Origin of the sequence: Butyrivibrio sp. AC2005 (assembly GCF_000424145.1) — a bacterium.
GTDB lineage: Bacteria > Bacillota > Clostridia > Lachnospirales > Lachnospiraceae > Butyrivibrio.
This window is the reverse complement of the sequence record NZ_AUJI01000011.1, coordinates 15,228-31,147: the sequence shown is the minus strand read 5'-3', so window position 1 is coordinate 31,147 and position 15,920 is coordinate 15,228. Positions and strand designations below refer to the sequence as shown.

Genomic DNA, 15,920 nt, shown 5'->3' with positions numbered 1-15,920 from the left:
AATTATTCAAAATATAGTGATTTATTATGCTATTCCATCCATTTTCTGTAAAATAATCCATTACGAAAGACCTCTTTTGCATATTCAGGAACACTTCCTTTACAACGTAATTCCATTGCATGCTTCGCAAATAACCACCTATGACAAAATGTCTTTTCTATACAGTTAATGTCATATATTTTTCTTTCCATATTAATTCTATACATTTCAGTAATTAATAAATTTAGCTTCTCCATAGAATTCCCAAACTGGTTTCTATCAAGATTATCAAATTGCGTTGTAAACATAAGTGTCTTCAGTTCATCATCCAAATACTGCCGCCCGAACTTTCTTTCATACAATGACCTAGCTAATTCAGCTCGAACTGCCTCATCATGTTCTCTATCTATTTCGGATTTATTCCCTGCAGCTCTCCTATACTGAAAAAGTTCATCATCCATTAAATTGGATAATTCTGTACAATCCCCCGCTCTTATGAAAAAATCATAGTCTTCAACCCCCAAAAGTTGTTCATTATAATATAAATTAAACTCATCCAGAATTCTTTTTCGAATCATAATAGTTGGTTGCCTCAGAGGTAAAAAGAAAAGCAATTCACTATAATTTAGATTAGGATCAGCAAAAAAATCAACCCTCCACTTAGGTGAATCAATCACTGTATGACGAGTTCCTAGGACACCTATATTATCATAGTAATCCAAAAAACGTTTCTGATATGCAAGTCTATTAATCCCAGAAATATCATCCCCGTCCATTCTTGCAATATATTTTCCTACCGCCATTCGCATTCCTCGATTGACACTTGCTGATATACCAAGTTTTGTATCATTGAAGATCGGCACCACTCTTTTGTCCTTTGAAGCATATTCCTCAACAAGCTTAACACTTTCAGCACTACTCCCAAATTCGACAACAATAATAAATTCAAAATCAGTAAATGATTGATTCAAAATACTATCGATAGAATCGCTTAAATATTCTTCATCATTATAAATGCTCATTACCACAGACACTTCTGCCATATTACATTTTCTCCATTTCAAGAGTCATATTTTCATACAACGCATCTACTATACGCTCCCCACACTTGCCATCAAAGTATGGTATACATTCTCTAGTAGCCTTTTTTCTCATTGCTTCTTTATAATCATTACCACTGATAATCACATACTCCATAAAAGTTCGCATATCATATGCTGTATGTCCCTGGTAGTAACTATCGAATAACGGTTTAATAAAAGGAAGCAATTGCTCCTGATAATAATTATTCGTCATATATAAAACTGGGACATCAAGAACAGCTGCTTCAATCAAAAGAGCTGATCTATCGCCAATCACGCAATCAGCGGATATTAGAGCAGGTCTATAATCGGGAGAATCGTACAAATATACATTTTCTTTTTCATTTATGATTCTTTTAAACTGATATACTTCGTCCTCATAACCATCACGCACATATACTTCAAAAAACTTCGGATGTGGTCTCAAAATAAAATAATATTCCTTATACATATCCACTTGATCAAAAAAATCAATATACTCAGAAATATGAGGCTCAGGTACTGATGCATTCCCTCCTTTATCTGTAAAATGCATCTGAACAAATACTATTTTTCTATTCCCGATTTCTTCTAATAATGATTCTTCTAAATGGAATCTATCCCTATAATACAACGAGTCAAACTTAGGTAGTCCAGTTACAGTTAAGTAATGTCCTCCATATCTTGACATCAGTTGATGATCAACCTTAAGTGCTTCCGACATACAAGCCATTAACCACGGCTTAACTCTAAACTTAACATCAGAAAAAATATTGTCAGACCATACAGACGCTGAATAATTAATACCATATGGAATATAAAAAACTCTTATTCCTAATGAACTAATGGCATCAGAACGCAAAAAATATGGACGATGTTTATCATCCCATGGTGTTTGATAAAACATAATATGTGGACGTTTTTTTCTAAAATCATAGTACTCAGCTTCTTCAAATAAAATATTATTTTCTATTAGAAATTTCCTGGCACCTGCCATCTGCTCAGGTTCTCCTAATGTTCGGTCATATAATAATACTGTAAATTCAAATCTCTCATCTTTAACCAAAATATTGTAGACCGATTCAATGGATGGCCATTCAGAAGGGATCTGAAAAAGAAACACTATCCTTATTTTTTCTCCTTCATAATATGGAATCCTATTGGAATAAAACGCGATATTACCTGTCTGTGCCTCGAACTCTTTTTTTATTCGTTTCCACCTATCCCATGTCCAATTTTCTATTTGTCTATCATTTCTTTTGCATCTATCCCATGTCCACCTTTCTATTCTTTTATCAATATCTTTTAATGTATCATTTCCTAAAGACGTATTAATTTGTATCTGTGGTAATAATGAAGTACTATCTTTTATTTCTTCTCTAATCGCATATTTTACAGCTAATATTAATCGCTCTCTGATCCAACTTCTAATTATCCCCATTAAATCTATCTCCTCTTCAAATCTTTCCTTTACCAAAATACAATAAACCACAAAACACTAATAAAAGCATGTCATTTTCAGTCAAAAGCAGTTGTTTTTCTATGCCTTTATTCAGAATTCAAGCATAAACACTTTGCTGATAATCCAAACCGCTATAAATATTTAAATCATTATGAAAAATATCTAATTATCCTTTAGTAGTTCTCTTGTTTTAATTTCCACTGTAGAGAAAATATCTATACCATATTTATTTTGTTTTTCTTAAATTGCTAAAGAACCTTTTTTAATACAAAGTACATCATATGATCAAATGCCATGTGGATATCCTCTGTTATCTGCATATCTTCGATATTTACATGCATATGATAATCAGCTAGTGCTATGAGCTTTCCACCAGAATAGCCAGTAAGACCAATAACCTTTGCTCCGACCTCTTTTGCAAATTCGGCCGCATGTACAACATTTCTAGAATTGCCACTACCTGATATGGCAATCACAAGGTCTTCAGATTTTAATCTACCTCTAAGTTGGAAACGGAATATCTCATCATAGGAGATATCATTTGCGATTGCGAGAACAGATGCCATGTTGTCGTTTAAGCATACAAGTCTGAACTTTTTATCAAGTGGTTCGCTAATGCCTTTATTGAAATCACCGACAAAATGTGATGCTGTGGCTGCACTTCCTCCATTTCCAAAAATGTAAATTACGGCCTCTCTCTCATAGGCGTCCTTTATTGCATCTACGGCTTCAGTTATCTCATCGTAATCGAGATTCTTGATTACTTTTATTTCCCTGTCAAAATACTCTTTTATCAGTTCCTTCATTCTTTATCCCCCAAAATCATTTCAATACATTCAAGCAGATTCTTCCCCACCAGGTCTGGCTTCGCATCATACTTCTTATCTTCGCCCGCTTCCCCTGTCATTACGAGGCAGGTCTTCATGCCGGCATTTTTACCGGTCTGTATATCAACAGTGGTGTCACCGATGATCCATGAGCTCGCAAGGTCTATATTCATCTCCGCAGCTGCTCTGGTTAGCATTCCTGTTTTAGGCTTCCTACAGTCACATTCAAATTTCAGTTCAGGGATTTCTCCCTCAAAACCTTTGTCAGTGTGATGTGGGCAGTAATAAATCCGGTCGAGGTATGCCCCCTCCAGCCCGAGAAGAGTCTCCATTCTGCTGTGGATTTTCTCAAGTTCACCAAAACTGCATTCTCCGCGGGCTATGACTGGCTGGTTTGATACAACAACTGTCAAATAGGGGGATGCATTGATCTTCTTAATGGCAAGTGCAGCTTTTTCTTCCAGTTCTAAATCCTCTGTATGCCTGACAAATCCCTTATATCTGTTTATTGTTCCATCCCTGTCGAGAAAAATGCACTGTTGCTTGTTCGATAGATTTCTACTACTCGGAATGCCCTTCTTTATATCTTTTTCCACACAAGAAAGCCGTTCCGGAGTACCAATATCCTTGACATATTCCGTACTGCGGTATGCATATACTTGTCCAACGGCTATAAGAGGTGCTATAATCTCCTTGTCAAGATCATACGTTTTCCCCTCTTCCAAACCGCAGATAGTTTTTTTATCCAATATGTATATTCCTGCGTTTACTAGGTTTCTATAATAATCCGTTCTCTCTGTATGTTTGGATATCCAGTCAGTTACCCTGCCATCCTTTAGTGCAACAATAAGGTCGCTATCTTGAGGATGAGCATTTGGATGAGCAAAAAGTGATATCTCGGAATTATTTTTTTTGTGAAACAATATAAAACGCGTAAAATCAACCTCCAGATAGAGATCCCCCAAGAGAAGAAGAAAATCATCATCCAAACTGTCTCTTAGAAACGCCAATGCTCCAGCTGTACCAAGAGGTTTTTCTTCATTGTAATAAGTGATGTTTACGCCCCACTTATGACCGTCACTGAAATACTCCATTATTACATGGGACAAGTGCCCGGTTATCATAAAAATCTCTGTAATTCCGCAATTTCTTAAATTTTCAATCTGATATTCCAAAAGCGGTTTCCCATTAAGCTTTACCATAGGCTTTGGAATATCCTTTGTAACTGAAGAAAGCCGGGTTCCTTTTCCACCAGCCATTATTACCGCCTGCATTTATAGAACCTCGATATTAACGTTTTTCAGAGTGTCCCTTACGGAATTATTAGATGTATGCGCCGGTTTCCAGCCAGTCTCATGTATCTTGGAGAGGTCGTACTGAAAGGATGGAACATCGCCTTTCCAGCCTACATTTCCACCCGTGTATTTATACTGAACATCGGAAAGCCCCATGCGCTCGCAGACGAGATCTGCGATTTCTTTTACTGTAGTTGCGTCCTCTACTCCAACGTTGAAGACTTCTACACCTTTTCTTTCTTTTATAGAAAAATCGTATATGGCATCCACAAGATCGATTACATACAGATATGGTTTACATTGTGTACCATCTCCGAGGATTTCAAGTTCTGTAGGATTTTTCTTCAATTTACGTATAAAATCAAATATTACCCCGTGTGTAAGTCCGGGACCTATCACATTCGGGAAGCGGAATATAAGAACTTCCAATTCATTCATATAAGAGTATGAAGATATGAAGGCTTCCGATGCGAGCTTCGCGCCACCATAATATGATATAGGAGCAAGGCTCCCCTGGGTCTCGGAAACATTTATACCGGTTTTGTCACCATACACTGCACTTGTTGATGCAAAGAACAACTTATGAATGTTGTTTCTTCTCATGCCTTCAAGCACGCTGTAGGTGGTACTAAAGGTATTCTTGAAGTCTTTTCCCGGTTCCTTTGCACTCTTTTGTATATCTGAATTTGCAGCAAGATGATATATTCTCTGTACGCCTTCATTTTCTAATAGTTTGCTGAAAACATCTACATCAGATACATCTGCTTCGATGAATTTAAAGTCTTCATTATCCAAACAATCTTCTATGTTTTCTTTCTTTCCAAGTGTAAAATTGTCAACACAAATTACCGTTCTGTTTTCAGAAAGCAGCTTTCGAGCAAGGTGAGAACCTATAAATCCTGCTCCGCCAGTTATAAGACACACTTCTTTTTTCATAACATAAATCTTCCTTGTATTTTAATAATTCCCAATCCCAATTCATCCCAAATCCTAACAGTATATGATTAGCAAAGTCTTCTGATGGGCATTGGACATAATTCAGTAGCTGTCTGGTTTAATTCCGACATGTATTACAGCCGATCCCTGTCTATCAAATGCCATGGGCATCTGTGTAAGATTAAGAGCTGATCTAACTTCTGGCTGTCTTTTCTTCGGAACATAAAACAGAAGAAATCCGCCTCCACCTGCACCAAGAAGTTTTCCTCCCATAGCACCATGTTTCATAGCCAGCTCATAATACTCATCTATTGAAGGATTTGATATTCCATTTGCAAGAGTTTTCTTCAACTTCCAGCTTTCATTGAGAATTTCTCCCATAGCATCTATGTTGTTCATATGAAGTTCATCTCGCAGTTCTCTTGCAAGTTCGCACATCTTAAGCTGATTCTTTTCCTTGTCACCGACTGTGATATTTACTCCCTGTTCTTTAAGAATCTCACTTGCAGAGTGAAGCTGTCCTGTATAAAACATCATAAGATTACTTTCCAGCTCTGAGTACAATTCAGATCTCATTATTATTGGTTCAACCATAACTGAACCATCCCTGTTGAACTGGTAAAAGTTAAGGCCGCCGTAGGCTGCAGCATACTGATCCTGCTTCCCTATCGGATTTCCAAGTCTTGTAATTTCTATCTCACATGCTTTCTGCGCTAATTTTTCTTTAGAAACAAATTTTCCTTTATATGAATACAGGGAATGTAATAAGCCAACCGTAAATGAACTTGATGAGCCAAGTCCCGTCCCTGCTGGAACATCAGCAGTACTGGTTATCTCCACTCCATCAACCCTCAGCATCTCAAGGACTTCCTTAAAGTAAGCGTGATTGATCTCGCTCACATCGCCTACAATTTCCGTTTTGGAATATTTAAGAATTGTGTCCATCTTTGCGAAGCTTGGATGAACTGATATATACATGTACTTGTTAATGGAAGTGCTCAACACGCACCCTCCATGTTTTTCATAAAATGATGGAATATCACTTCCACCCCCGGCAAAACTAACCCGAAAAGGTGTTCTTGTTATAATCATATGTCATGTCTCCTAACATTCATTGCCCACCTAACTTTCTATACTCAGCACATACGGTTTTAACATCCCCGTCCATACGAAGCTTACCTTTTTCAATCCAGACTGCCCTGTCGCAGTTGTCGAGGATTGTTCCCATGCCATGGCTGACCATGACAACTGTTGATCCCCCGTGGATCATTTCTTTAATTCTCTTAAGACTCTTCTTTCTGAAGAACTCATCTCCCACAGAAAGCACTTCATCAAGAAGAAGGATTTCAGCGGCATCTCCAGCTGTTGCTATTGCAAATCCAAGTCTTGATACCATACCTGAGGAGTAATTCTTTACCTTTTCCTCCATAAAGTCCTGAAGCTCCGCGAACTCGACAATTTCATCATAGTGCCCATCAAGGAAGTCTTTGGAATATCCGATTATTGAGCCATTTAGGTACACGTTTTCTCTGCCGGATAGCTCCATGTCAAATCCTGTTCCCAAGGTTAAGAGTTGTATTTTTCTCCGGTCAACCTCTATTTCTCCGCTTGAGGGACTAATTGCACCTGATATAAGCTTCAGAAGGGTACTTTTCCCTGAACCATTAGTGCCGATTATTCCAACAACCTCTCCTTTTTGTATATCAAAGCTGACATCATCAAGTGCAAGGAGTTCTCTATAGTTGATCTGATTTTTTATTTTCCTGATAAGGTAATCCTTAAGCCCTGACACATTCGCTGTGCTTATTCTATATCTCATGGTCAGATTCTTTATACTGATTACCGGCTGTGTATCTGCCATCTTAATCTCCAATTAAATATGCTGCATTACTTCATTTTCTCTTCTTAGGAATATAAGGTAACCTAGAAGATAACTCGCTACTCCCCAGATTATTATCCTCATCCATAAATCTGCAGTAGGCCAGGTTCCATATACCATGCAATCTCTAGCAAAGAGCATATAATCATATACGGGATTGTTGTAAATAACCATCTGCATAGCATTCGGAACCTGCTCTATAGGATAAAAGATTGCAGATAAGTACAGGAGCATCGTAAGAAAAACCGTGTACAAGTACTTAATATCAGCAAAGAATACGTATAAGATTGAAAGTACATATCCAACACCAAGTCCAAACATCAGACATAAAATCATATCAATCGGGAACAAAATCATGGTTAGCTTCGGTTTAACCCCAGATAAAAGTAGAAGGGGCAGATATGCCATCATACTGTATAAAAAATTTATGAATGCTGTATAGCATCTAGAAAGCACAAAAACATTTTTGGGAACTTTTACACGAAGCAAAAGATTTCTGTTATCAACAAGAACAGTCATGACGCTCTGACTAACTTGCCCATACATGTTGAAAAACAAATATCCTGTAAGGTAATAAAGTGGAAAATTCTGAATATTTCTTTTGAACATAGTTGAGAACACTAGCGTCATTACCAGCATGTAGAGTAGTGGACTAAGGACGCTCCACAAGATCCCCAAATAGGATCTGGCATATTTCCTTTTGATTTCTCTCCCCGTAAGCTCCCTGATTACAAACCAGTACTGCTTTAATTCTCCCATACTTTCCTCACAAAAACTTTCTGTTGTACTTTAATGTTTAGAACACGCACTAAAGTACCTTTTTAGTATATAACTATACTATAGATTCGTCAATTTAGTTTTAGATACTATCGTGCTTATACGGAAGCATAAAAATGCTCCAACGCATTTCTGCCTTGGAGCATCTTTCTCCTGTTATATTCCTAAAATTTATTGTACAGATATCGTTCCGTCCTCAGAACAGCTAACTGCCCAGTTTCCTGATGTTTTCGCAGCAGGTGCTGTGATACCATTTGGCCAGGAGATTTGTGACTGCCAACCTTCCCGCTTTTGCTGAACAGGAGTAGTCTTGGCATCGACTGCGTTTCCCGTGTCGAGGTATTCAGCCATAACCTCCGCATATAGAGCTCTGATATTTGCGGCATCTGTCGCCTCGCGAGCCATTTCAAGCCGATTGGAAAATAGCGGAATCGCTATTGCCACTAGCACGGCTATGATAGCAACAACTATCAAGAGTTCTGCTAAAGTAAATCCGTCTTTTGAGTGTTTGATACAATTTTTCATGGTACACCTCCATTCCCCTCATCTGTCTGCTTCGCAGACACCTTCCCCCAAGGGGAAGGCATTAGTTATATTTTTTCCTGATATACATCAGGTAGTTGTACAGTCTTGCCTGCATTAGACTCCAGTGAACATGCTTACCACATCTGACAATGCTTCCGTATATCCAGCCGCTCTCATGGATATCCGCTGTTCTAACGTTGAATTTACTTAGAAACCATATAAGCGTTTTCCTTAAGAGCCTCAAATTGCATATATCTTCGTATGTCAGTTTAGCTGCAATTGTCTGGGCATCTTCTTCCAGAACATCATCACAAAAGAATAGATTGCCATATATATTTGCTTCCCATTTATCAGGCTTTGCCATAAGTTTTGAAAGAATACTTTCTGAGATAGCTGCTCCGTTATCCAATGCACTATAACTTGAATATGCATTTGCATACATCTCCAGATAGGGTTGCATTGTTTCCAAATATTCTCTATTAAGACTTCCATATTCTACAATCTCAGCATGAAATCTTCCAGAATCGCTACTATCCTTTTTATACCCCAGTGTGATACCTGCTGCCTCGGAGCTGACAGCTTCGAATAAACAGTTACTGAAATATACCTTTCTTCTTATCCGGTTCTTAGGACTAAAATAGAACGCATAATAATCTTTAGGGTTCATATCCGTGGGCACTTCATAAAGCCCAAAGTAATATCCATATAATCTTGTACCTGGTTTCTCATAACAAAGAAGGCGAGTAAGACTTCTTTGAGTAGTCCCTACCCATCCACTATCAACTATTGCTATCTTTTCATCCGACAGCATCCCTTCCTGCTTTAAATAGCCAAGTGCTTTAGGTAGCCTTTTCTTTGCATGTTTTTGAATTATTGGCCATAAGCTCTCTTTACTTGCCGATGCTTTCTCTTTCCACTGCAATATCTCCGGTCTGGAAAGAATTCTGTCCAGGGAATCATTATATCCAAGAATTCCTGTAAACTCCTGTATTTCATTTTTATCAAGAGCTCCCCTACGAAGAATTTTTCTCATAGTCACATCTATACCGCTAAGAAACATCATATCCAAAAAGTGACTATCATCTAAAGCCATTTCAGGAATTCTGAGCGCATATCTGGAGACCCTGAGGTATCTAAGTTCCGGATATGTTTTTATATCATCAGAAGACTTCACTATTTCCATCGCAGCCCTATAAACAGGCCATGCATCCCTGGATAAAAAATATAGCTTCCTAATTCCTTTTTCTCTGGCATCATTGAGCACCCATGCCGCAAATTCCGTCAGCACGGGTGCCCATGTGTGGAGGTAATGAATGATACTTCCCACCTTCCTTACAGAGGCAGGATCCCCATTATAATTTGCAAATGAAGGGATTGTCACGAGTTCCTCCATGCATTTTTCGTTAGCTCTGTTGTATGCAGGATTTTTCTCAAGAGCTTTTTTATAATACACAAGTCTATCCATCTTATACTGTTGCTTTCTTGTGCTTGAAGAATTCTATAAGTTTGACCGGAACGAAAGTACCGGCTATCGGCCTTACACAGTATACCCAACCAAATGGGAAAAGCAGTCCCATTTTTTTAAAATTTTCGTATCTGACCTTCATCTCATAGACACGGAATTTAAAAGCTCTGTTGTGGTAATTGTCTCTATCCACATGATACTTAAAAAGTACCTCCTGCATATTGCAGCCTTTAAATCCAGCCTGATAAAGTCTCATAAATATCTCATAATCCTCGCACCGCAGAGTCTCTTTTCTGGCAGTATAGCCACCATTTTCTATAAGTGCAGATCTCCTGTACATAACTGTAGGATGAATATATGGCGAGAATTTGAGATAGTCCTCTGCAGTAGGATGTGCCGGTCTTGTAGTTATTCCCCACACGCCTTCTTCATCAAATATTTTTGCATTACAGCCACACCAGTCATACTCCGGATGAGCCTCCAAAAATGCTCGTTGTTTTTCGAACCTTTTTGGAAGTGATATATCGTCATCATCCATGCGTGCAATATATCTCCCACTTGCCTTTTCCAGACACTTATTTAATGAAAAAGCGAGACCATTATTCTCCTCACTGCCAATCACAATTATTCTGTTATCTCTGTCCTTTAATCCTCTGATAAACTCTGATGCCTTAGGATTGGAGCCATCATCATAGATTATAAATTCGAAGTCCCTGAAAGTCTGTGTCAGAATTGAATTAACTGCTCTATCAAGTTCATTGGTATTCTGTCCACTAAAAACCCCCATTATGACGGATATCTCAACCGTCTTCATACATTATCTCCCCACAATAAAAGTATTTTCTGACAATCCTTGAAAATGATTATTGCTGAATTTTGCTATATATTTCTCGCATTGTTTCTTTTGCTGAGCTTTTTGAAAAGATGTTTGAAAGCTCCAATGCTTTTTTAGAATATGCATCCCTGACATCCGGGTTGCTCTTAAAGGTAGAAATTGCTTTCTCGAAATCCCGTACCTCATTAGGTCTACACACTATTCCGTTTTCACCATTTCTCATGTATTCTCTAGTTCCGCGATTATCAGCAGCTATGACAGGCACCGCACAACCGAGCGCCTCAACCGCAGCCATTCCGAATCCTTCCCTCTTTGACGGAAAAGCAAATACATCAGCTGACTGTAATATTCGCTCCATATCGTTTCTATAACCGAGAAGCTTTATATTATCAGATAATCCGCTCTCTTCGATGAAGTTTCGCAGTTCCAGGGCTTTTCCTCCCCTGCCACAAATGCTGTAATAAATATCTTCATCATCCAAGGATCTGATTGCTTCCAGCACCACAGTATGATTCTTGTTATTATTCAGTTCCGCTGCAGTTACTATGTGAAAACCTTTATCCGGTATTCCAAGTTCTTCTCTTACTGCCTTTCTAAGTTCCGGCATTGGATGGAATCTATCTGTATCAAGACCAACACCATGGAGAAGTTCTACATGTCCACCCTTTCTTAAATTGAAGGTACATGCTCGTTTATAGTCCTCTTTATTTATGGTGATGATCATATCCGTAAACCTGGCAAGGAAGCGCTCTATGGGATAAAAAATAAGCCAATATGCTTTAGGGGCGCCTTTAAAGAAATGAAATCCATGCGCTGTATAAATTACATATGGATTTTTTCCAGAACAAAAACCAGCTAATCTCCCCAGCATGCCTCCAACCGGATTATGGCAATGAACAAGACTTATATTTTCTTTTTTAATTAAATCCGACAGCTGAATAAGACCTTTAGTATTCTTAATTAAATGCCAGGGCTTTTTGTGCAGAACAATTTGGTGCATTATAATTCCTGCATTTCGTAGGCTTTCCGGATTAAAAGCATATACGGGATTATCAAAATCAGATGCATAGTGGATTTCATATCCATTTTCCTGCAGTACCTGAACATCATTTTCTAGAAATTGAGATAAAAAACCACCAGTACTTGAAACAATCAGCGCTTTTTTCATACTATCTTCACGGTCTATAGTAACCATTTCCCCTCAAATAATATCTATAGTATATATTTATTTGTTTTTAGCGTCAATTGTATTGTTTTTTTGGCAAAAAATCCCTGACTCAGTTAAATGAATCAGGGATTACCATCTACATATTCTGTTTTCAGTTCTATTATTTTGATTTTAGAGCAATGATATTTTTAATGATCTCATATAGATGCCTCTGATCTCCCAGCTTCTCCTGTTCGATTAAGAGATATGATTTCATAGCCCACGTATCTTCATCTGTATCAAAAGTCTCAATATTCTTAAGAAAATCGGACATAGTCACATCCAATCCCTTAGTGATTCTGTATATTGTATCAACTGACGGAGTCTTAATTCCTCTCTCCAGCTGTCCAATATATGAAGGGTGAAGGTCGCTCATTTCAGCAAGCTCTTCCTGACTTAACTTTCTGTCTTTCCTGTAAAATCTAATTCTGTTACCAATCTCTTCTGTGATATCCATAGATGTCCTCCTGTAAAATAGTTTTAATATGCAGATAACAGAGCGCATACTATCACTACTTTTGCTCACAGTATCTATACTAAAGATTGTATAAACAGCCAACAATTAACCATTGTATTGCATTTGCTTCAAGTGACACTATTATACAAATCCTAAAAACTGATAGATATAGCACTAAAGACAATTGTTATATCTATACTTTATGAATAACATAGAATATAACCATCACTATTGTTTGAAATTAAATAATGATTTGTTTTATGGCAAGCATGGTCACTTTAGTAGTATCTTGTCTATCCGACAGAACATTCCCAATTGAAAGGGCAGGTGATTTTCATGCATTACAACAAAATCAAAGATTTACTTTTCCGGCGTGGTGGTCTCAGCCATGCAATAGTTATGGCTATGCATACCACAGAAAGTTTCAAGCTTATAAAAGATGAGGCAATTTACCTTGAAAGAGCAAGAAATCTGTTAAGAGATGAGCTGTTATGCTGCTATGCATTTCTGGAACAGTATGATTTGTTTGAGATTTATTTAGATTCGAGAGATGGGCTGCTATAACCCTCATCCGTCACCTTCGGTGACACCTTCCCCCTTAAAAAGGGGGAAGGCTTTAAAATATATCATTATCCTCTCAATAGAATAAAAATATGTCTTCACCGTATGACAAAAGATTAAAAATTTTCATTCCACTATAATAAAAGATAATAAAATATCTTTACCCTATAGCAAAAAGTTTAATAATAGTCTTGCACTATAACAATGAATTAAAATGTTTTTACCAAATTCGAATTTTATATTGTGCTACTGATTCAATACTTTCAGCTCTGCAGGCAACTTTTTTGCCATCAACTATTTCGCTTAGTTCCGGCCATTCCTGAATATAAACCTTTTGATTTTCATAAAGAGGATAGATAACTGCCATAGCTTCGAAATCCTCTTCCAGTTCAGTATTTCCTTCGGAGCCGATAAATCGCTTTAGCCCTATTTCCCAAGCCTGTCCGGTATAGAAGCTGTCTGCTATAAGCTGTCCCTCATGGAAACCATCCACATCACTGACAGCATAGAGCTCTGCTCTGTCACCTGCATACTTTATGTGAAGATACACTTCGTCGATGTTCTCATCTATGCCTGTTACATTAATTGAATATTTCTCTAAAGAAAGGCTATCTTCACTCAGGGCAGATGGGCAATTTGCGCTGTTATTCTCAATCTTTCCAAGCTCTGCGCGTACAGGGCTAATCAGGCTGTCAGCATATCTGTAATCCGCAAAATCCATGCTGTCTACCATATAGGTATCGCTTACATTCTCAGCATCGTCATGTATAAATCCCGAAGGAGTCTCATCAAGATCAGGCCATACTCTGAAAGAAACAGTATGTTCCATTCCGTCTGACGGAATCTCTGCATATATCTCATAACCATTCGGGTTACCATTTTCCAGAACTCCCGAACGTCTCCTGTTTGTACCGACAATCCTGTCCACAACATCAAACTCGCAGATAATAAGATGCTCAGCACCGCGGTCATCAGTTATTTTCACAGCATGTTCAGCTTCATAGCTGCTAAGTGTAACTATTTTAATGCCACCAAGGTCACCTTCTATTTCAGCGGCTGCGGAATCTCTCTCATCTGCATAGAAAACATAGGCACATTCTCGCTTCTTTTCATCATGAAGAATACAGAGTGGAATCATGTTAGCTCTAATCAACACTGCATCCTCACCTATTGGCATATTAAAAGGGTAGAAAAAGGTATCCCCGTTTTTAATATTCCTCTCTTCAAATTCTGTGATCACGTTGCCTTCAGCGTCATAAGCCTTAAGAATGGCATCATCATGGTCAGCCATTTCGTATCTTCTTTGATAATTATTTACGAAAAGATAACCTGACATCCGCTCCTGCCCGTTAACCTCTTTTTTCACAGCGCGAACAGCGGTCCTAGGATCAGTTAAATTTTCCGGTTTATCCGGATTATTGGGCTGATTTATAAATGGCATCTCACAGAGCGCTTCACCAAAGTCCTTAGTAAACATGGAGATTCTTCTGATTTTTCTGTAGGTATCAGACATCTGCCCATACTCTTTAAGAGGCGCATTAAAATCATAAGATAAAACAGGCAGGTCATTGGGATATCCGGTCGCTGTGCTTTCCTGAAGAGTTGATAGCTTTCCCTCTGGATTAGTTCCACCGTGATACATATAATATCCGAGAAGATTAGCGCCACTTCCAAGTTTTACCATGCTCATAGCTTCTGTATCCCTGCCGGTAGCAATGCATCTTCTATGGTGAGTCACCTGCAATCCTCCACCCAATTCAGCAGTAAGATATGGGAATTTTTTCATATCAAAAGTGATGCCGGCACCCAGCCCATGATCCGATCCAATATTGTGATCATTTCTTTCAGCAGTAAAAATATAATTCCCACTGGGCTCAAGCTCTGTTGTTCTTGGATCCCACGGAGCTTCGCAGTAACCACCCATAACAGGGAGCATCCCGCCGGTAACAGCGCCTCCCCATCCGGTTGCAGTATAAATCGGAACATCAAAACCGATCTCTATGGCCATATCACGAAGAGTCCGCATATGAGCCTCACCCTCTTCGCCGCCAAATCCGCCGCAATGTCCGTATTCATTTTCAATCTGCACACCGATTACAGGTCCGCCATCCTTCAAGAACAATCCCTTAGCCTGCTCATATATGTGTTCATAAAAATTTCGTGCATGAGCAAGATATTCAGGGGCATTACTCCTTACTTCGTAGCCCTTATCCTTCGCATCTTCCAACAACCAGTCCGGAAAACCGCCGTTTCTTACTTCTCCGTGTGCCCAGGGGCCAATTCTAAGGATGCAGTTTAATCCCACTCTCTTCACAATCTGAAGGAATTTTCTCAGGTTCTTATCTCCACTAAAATCAAACTCACCACGAATCTCTTCATGATGAATCCAAATGGTATAGAGTGATACAATATCCACTCCGCCACTTTTCATCTTGCATAGCTCTTCTTCCCAATATCTGTTTCTGTAACGGGAGAAATGCATCTCACCCATCACAGGATAAAAAGGCTTATCATCAACAGTTAGTGACATTGGTGTATAGGATAGTCTGTTCATACTTTGTATCATATTCTCTCTCCTTAGAATCGTATATATCCCTCATTCGGCAGGTTCACCGGTACCATAAAAGATAAAGGTATTTTACAATTTTTTGGTC

15 protein-coding genes are annotated in these 15,920 nt (G+C 38.4%); 1 reads left to right on the top strand and 14 read right to left on the bottom strand.

The window, feature by feature from the left end; genetic code table 11:
- Nucleotides 1-29: 29 nt before the first annotated feature.
- The 13 genes from G602_RS28510 to G602_RS24890 all read right to left on the bottom strand — a co-directional run bounded on the left by G602_RS28510 (nt 30) and on the right by G602_RS24890 (nt 12,705).
- A complete protein-coding gene (locus tag G602_RS28510) occupies nt 30-1,022 on the bottom strand; it encodes a glycosyltransferase family 2 protein (protein ID WP_049945016.1) in 993 nt (330 codons plus the stop codon).
- A gap of 1 nt (nt 1,023) precedes the next feature.
- Nucleotides 1,024-2,481 carry a CDP-glycerol glycerophosphotransferase family protein gene (locus G602_RS0102715; protein ID WP_026657552.1) on the bottom strand — a complete coding sequence of 486 codons (1,458 nt, stop codon included), beginning with the start codon at nt 2,479-2,481 and terminating at the stop codon, nt 1,024-1,026.
- A gap of 269 nt (nt 2,482-2,750) precedes the next feature.
- A complete protein-coding gene (locus tag G602_RS0102710; protein WP_026657551.1) occupies nt 2,751-3,308 on the bottom strand; it encodes a D-sedoheptulose-7-phosphate isomerase in 558 nt (185 codons plus the stop codon).
- A complete protein-coding gene (locus G602_RS0102705) occupies nt 3,305-4,603 on the bottom strand; it encodes an HAD-IIIA family hydrolase (protein WP_026657550.1) in 1,299 nt (432 codons plus the stop codon). The genes G602_RS0102710 and G602_RS0102705 overlap by 4 nt, the downstream gene beginning before the upstream one ends.
- Nucleotides 4,604-5,560 (bottom strand): SDR family NAD(P)-dependent oxidoreductase, encoded by a 957-nt coding sequence (locus G602_RS0102700; protein WP_026657549.1) that lies wholly within the window; start codon nt 5,558-5,560, stop codon nt 4,604-4,606.
- Between the two features lie 102 nt (nt 5,561-5,662).
- Nucleotides 5,663-6,652 (bottom strand): GHMP family kinase ATP-binding protein, encoded by a 990-nt coding sequence (locus G602_RS0102695; protein ID WP_026657548.1) that lies wholly within the window; start codon nt 6,650-6,652, stop codon nt 5,663-5,665.
- 19 nt (nt 6,653-6,671) lie between these two features.
- Nucleotides 6,672-7,421, bottom strand: coding sequence for an ABC transporter ATP-binding protein (locus G602_RS0102690; protein WP_044930879.1), 750 nt, complete (start codon nt 7,419-7,421; stop codon nt 6,672-6,674).
- Nucleotides 7,422-7,433: 12 nt separating this feature from the next.
- Nucleotides 7,434-8,198, bottom strand: a complete 765-nt coding sequence (locus G602_RS0102685; protein ID WP_026657546.1) for an ABC transporter permease — start codon at nt 8,196-8,198, stop codon at nt 7,434-7,436.
- 189 nt (nt 8,199-8,387) lie between these two features.
- Nucleotides 8,388-8,741 carry a competence type IV pilus major pilin ComGC gene (locus G602_RS28505; RefSeq protein WP_049945015.1) on the bottom strand — a complete coding sequence of 118 codons (354 nt, stop codon included), beginning with the start codon at nt 8,739-8,741 and terminating at the stop codon, nt 8,388-8,390.
- Nucleotides 8,742-8,802: 61 nt separating this feature from the next.
- Nucleotides 8,803-10,194 (bottom strand): hypothetical protein, encoded by a 1,392-nt coding sequence (locus G602_RS0102675; protein WP_207638167.1) that lies wholly within the window; start codon nt 10,192-10,194, stop codon nt 8,803-8,805.
- Between the two features lie 13 nt (nt 10,195-10,207).
- On the bottom strand, nt 10,208-11,020 hold the full coding sequence (locus tag G602_RS24895) for a glycosyltransferase (protein ID WP_044930878.1): 813 nt from the start codon (nt 11,018-11,020) through the stop codon (nt 10,208-10,210).
- A gap of 49 nt (nt 11,021-11,069) precedes the next feature.
- Nucleotides 11,070-12,236 (bottom strand): glycosyltransferase family 4 protein, encoded by a 1,167-nt coding sequence (locus G602_RS0102665; protein ID WP_026657543.1) that lies wholly within the window; start codon nt 12,234-12,236, stop codon nt 11,070-11,072.
- Between the two features lie 133 nt (nt 12,237-12,369).
- Nucleotides 12,370-12,705 carry a helix-turn-helix domain-containing protein gene (locus G602_RS24890; RefSeq protein ID WP_049945014.1) on the bottom strand — a complete coding sequence of 112 codons (336 nt, stop codon included), beginning with the start codon at nt 12,703-12,705 and terminating at the stop codon, nt 12,370-12,372.
- Between the two features lie 336 nt (nt 12,706-13,041).
- Here G602_RS24890 and G602_RS0102655 point away from each other — a divergent pair, with 336 nt between their 5' ends.
- Nucleotides 13,042-13,269, top strand: a complete 228-nt coding sequence (locus G602_RS0102655) for a hypothetical protein (RefSeq protein ID WP_026657542.1) — start codon at nt 13,042-13,044, stop codon at nt 13,267-13,269.
- Between the two features lie 217 nt (nt 13,270-13,486).
- Here the strand turns inward: G602_RS0102655 and G602_RS0102650 are convergent, their stop codons facing one another.
- Nucleotides 13,487-15,832 carry a beta-galactosidase gene (locus tag G602_RS0102650; RefSeq protein ID WP_049945013.1) on the bottom strand — a complete coding sequence of 782 codons (2,346 nt, stop codon included), beginning with the start codon at nt 15,830-15,832 and terminating at the stop codon, nt 13,487-13,489.
- Nucleotides 15,833-15,920: the final 88 nt, after the last annotated feature.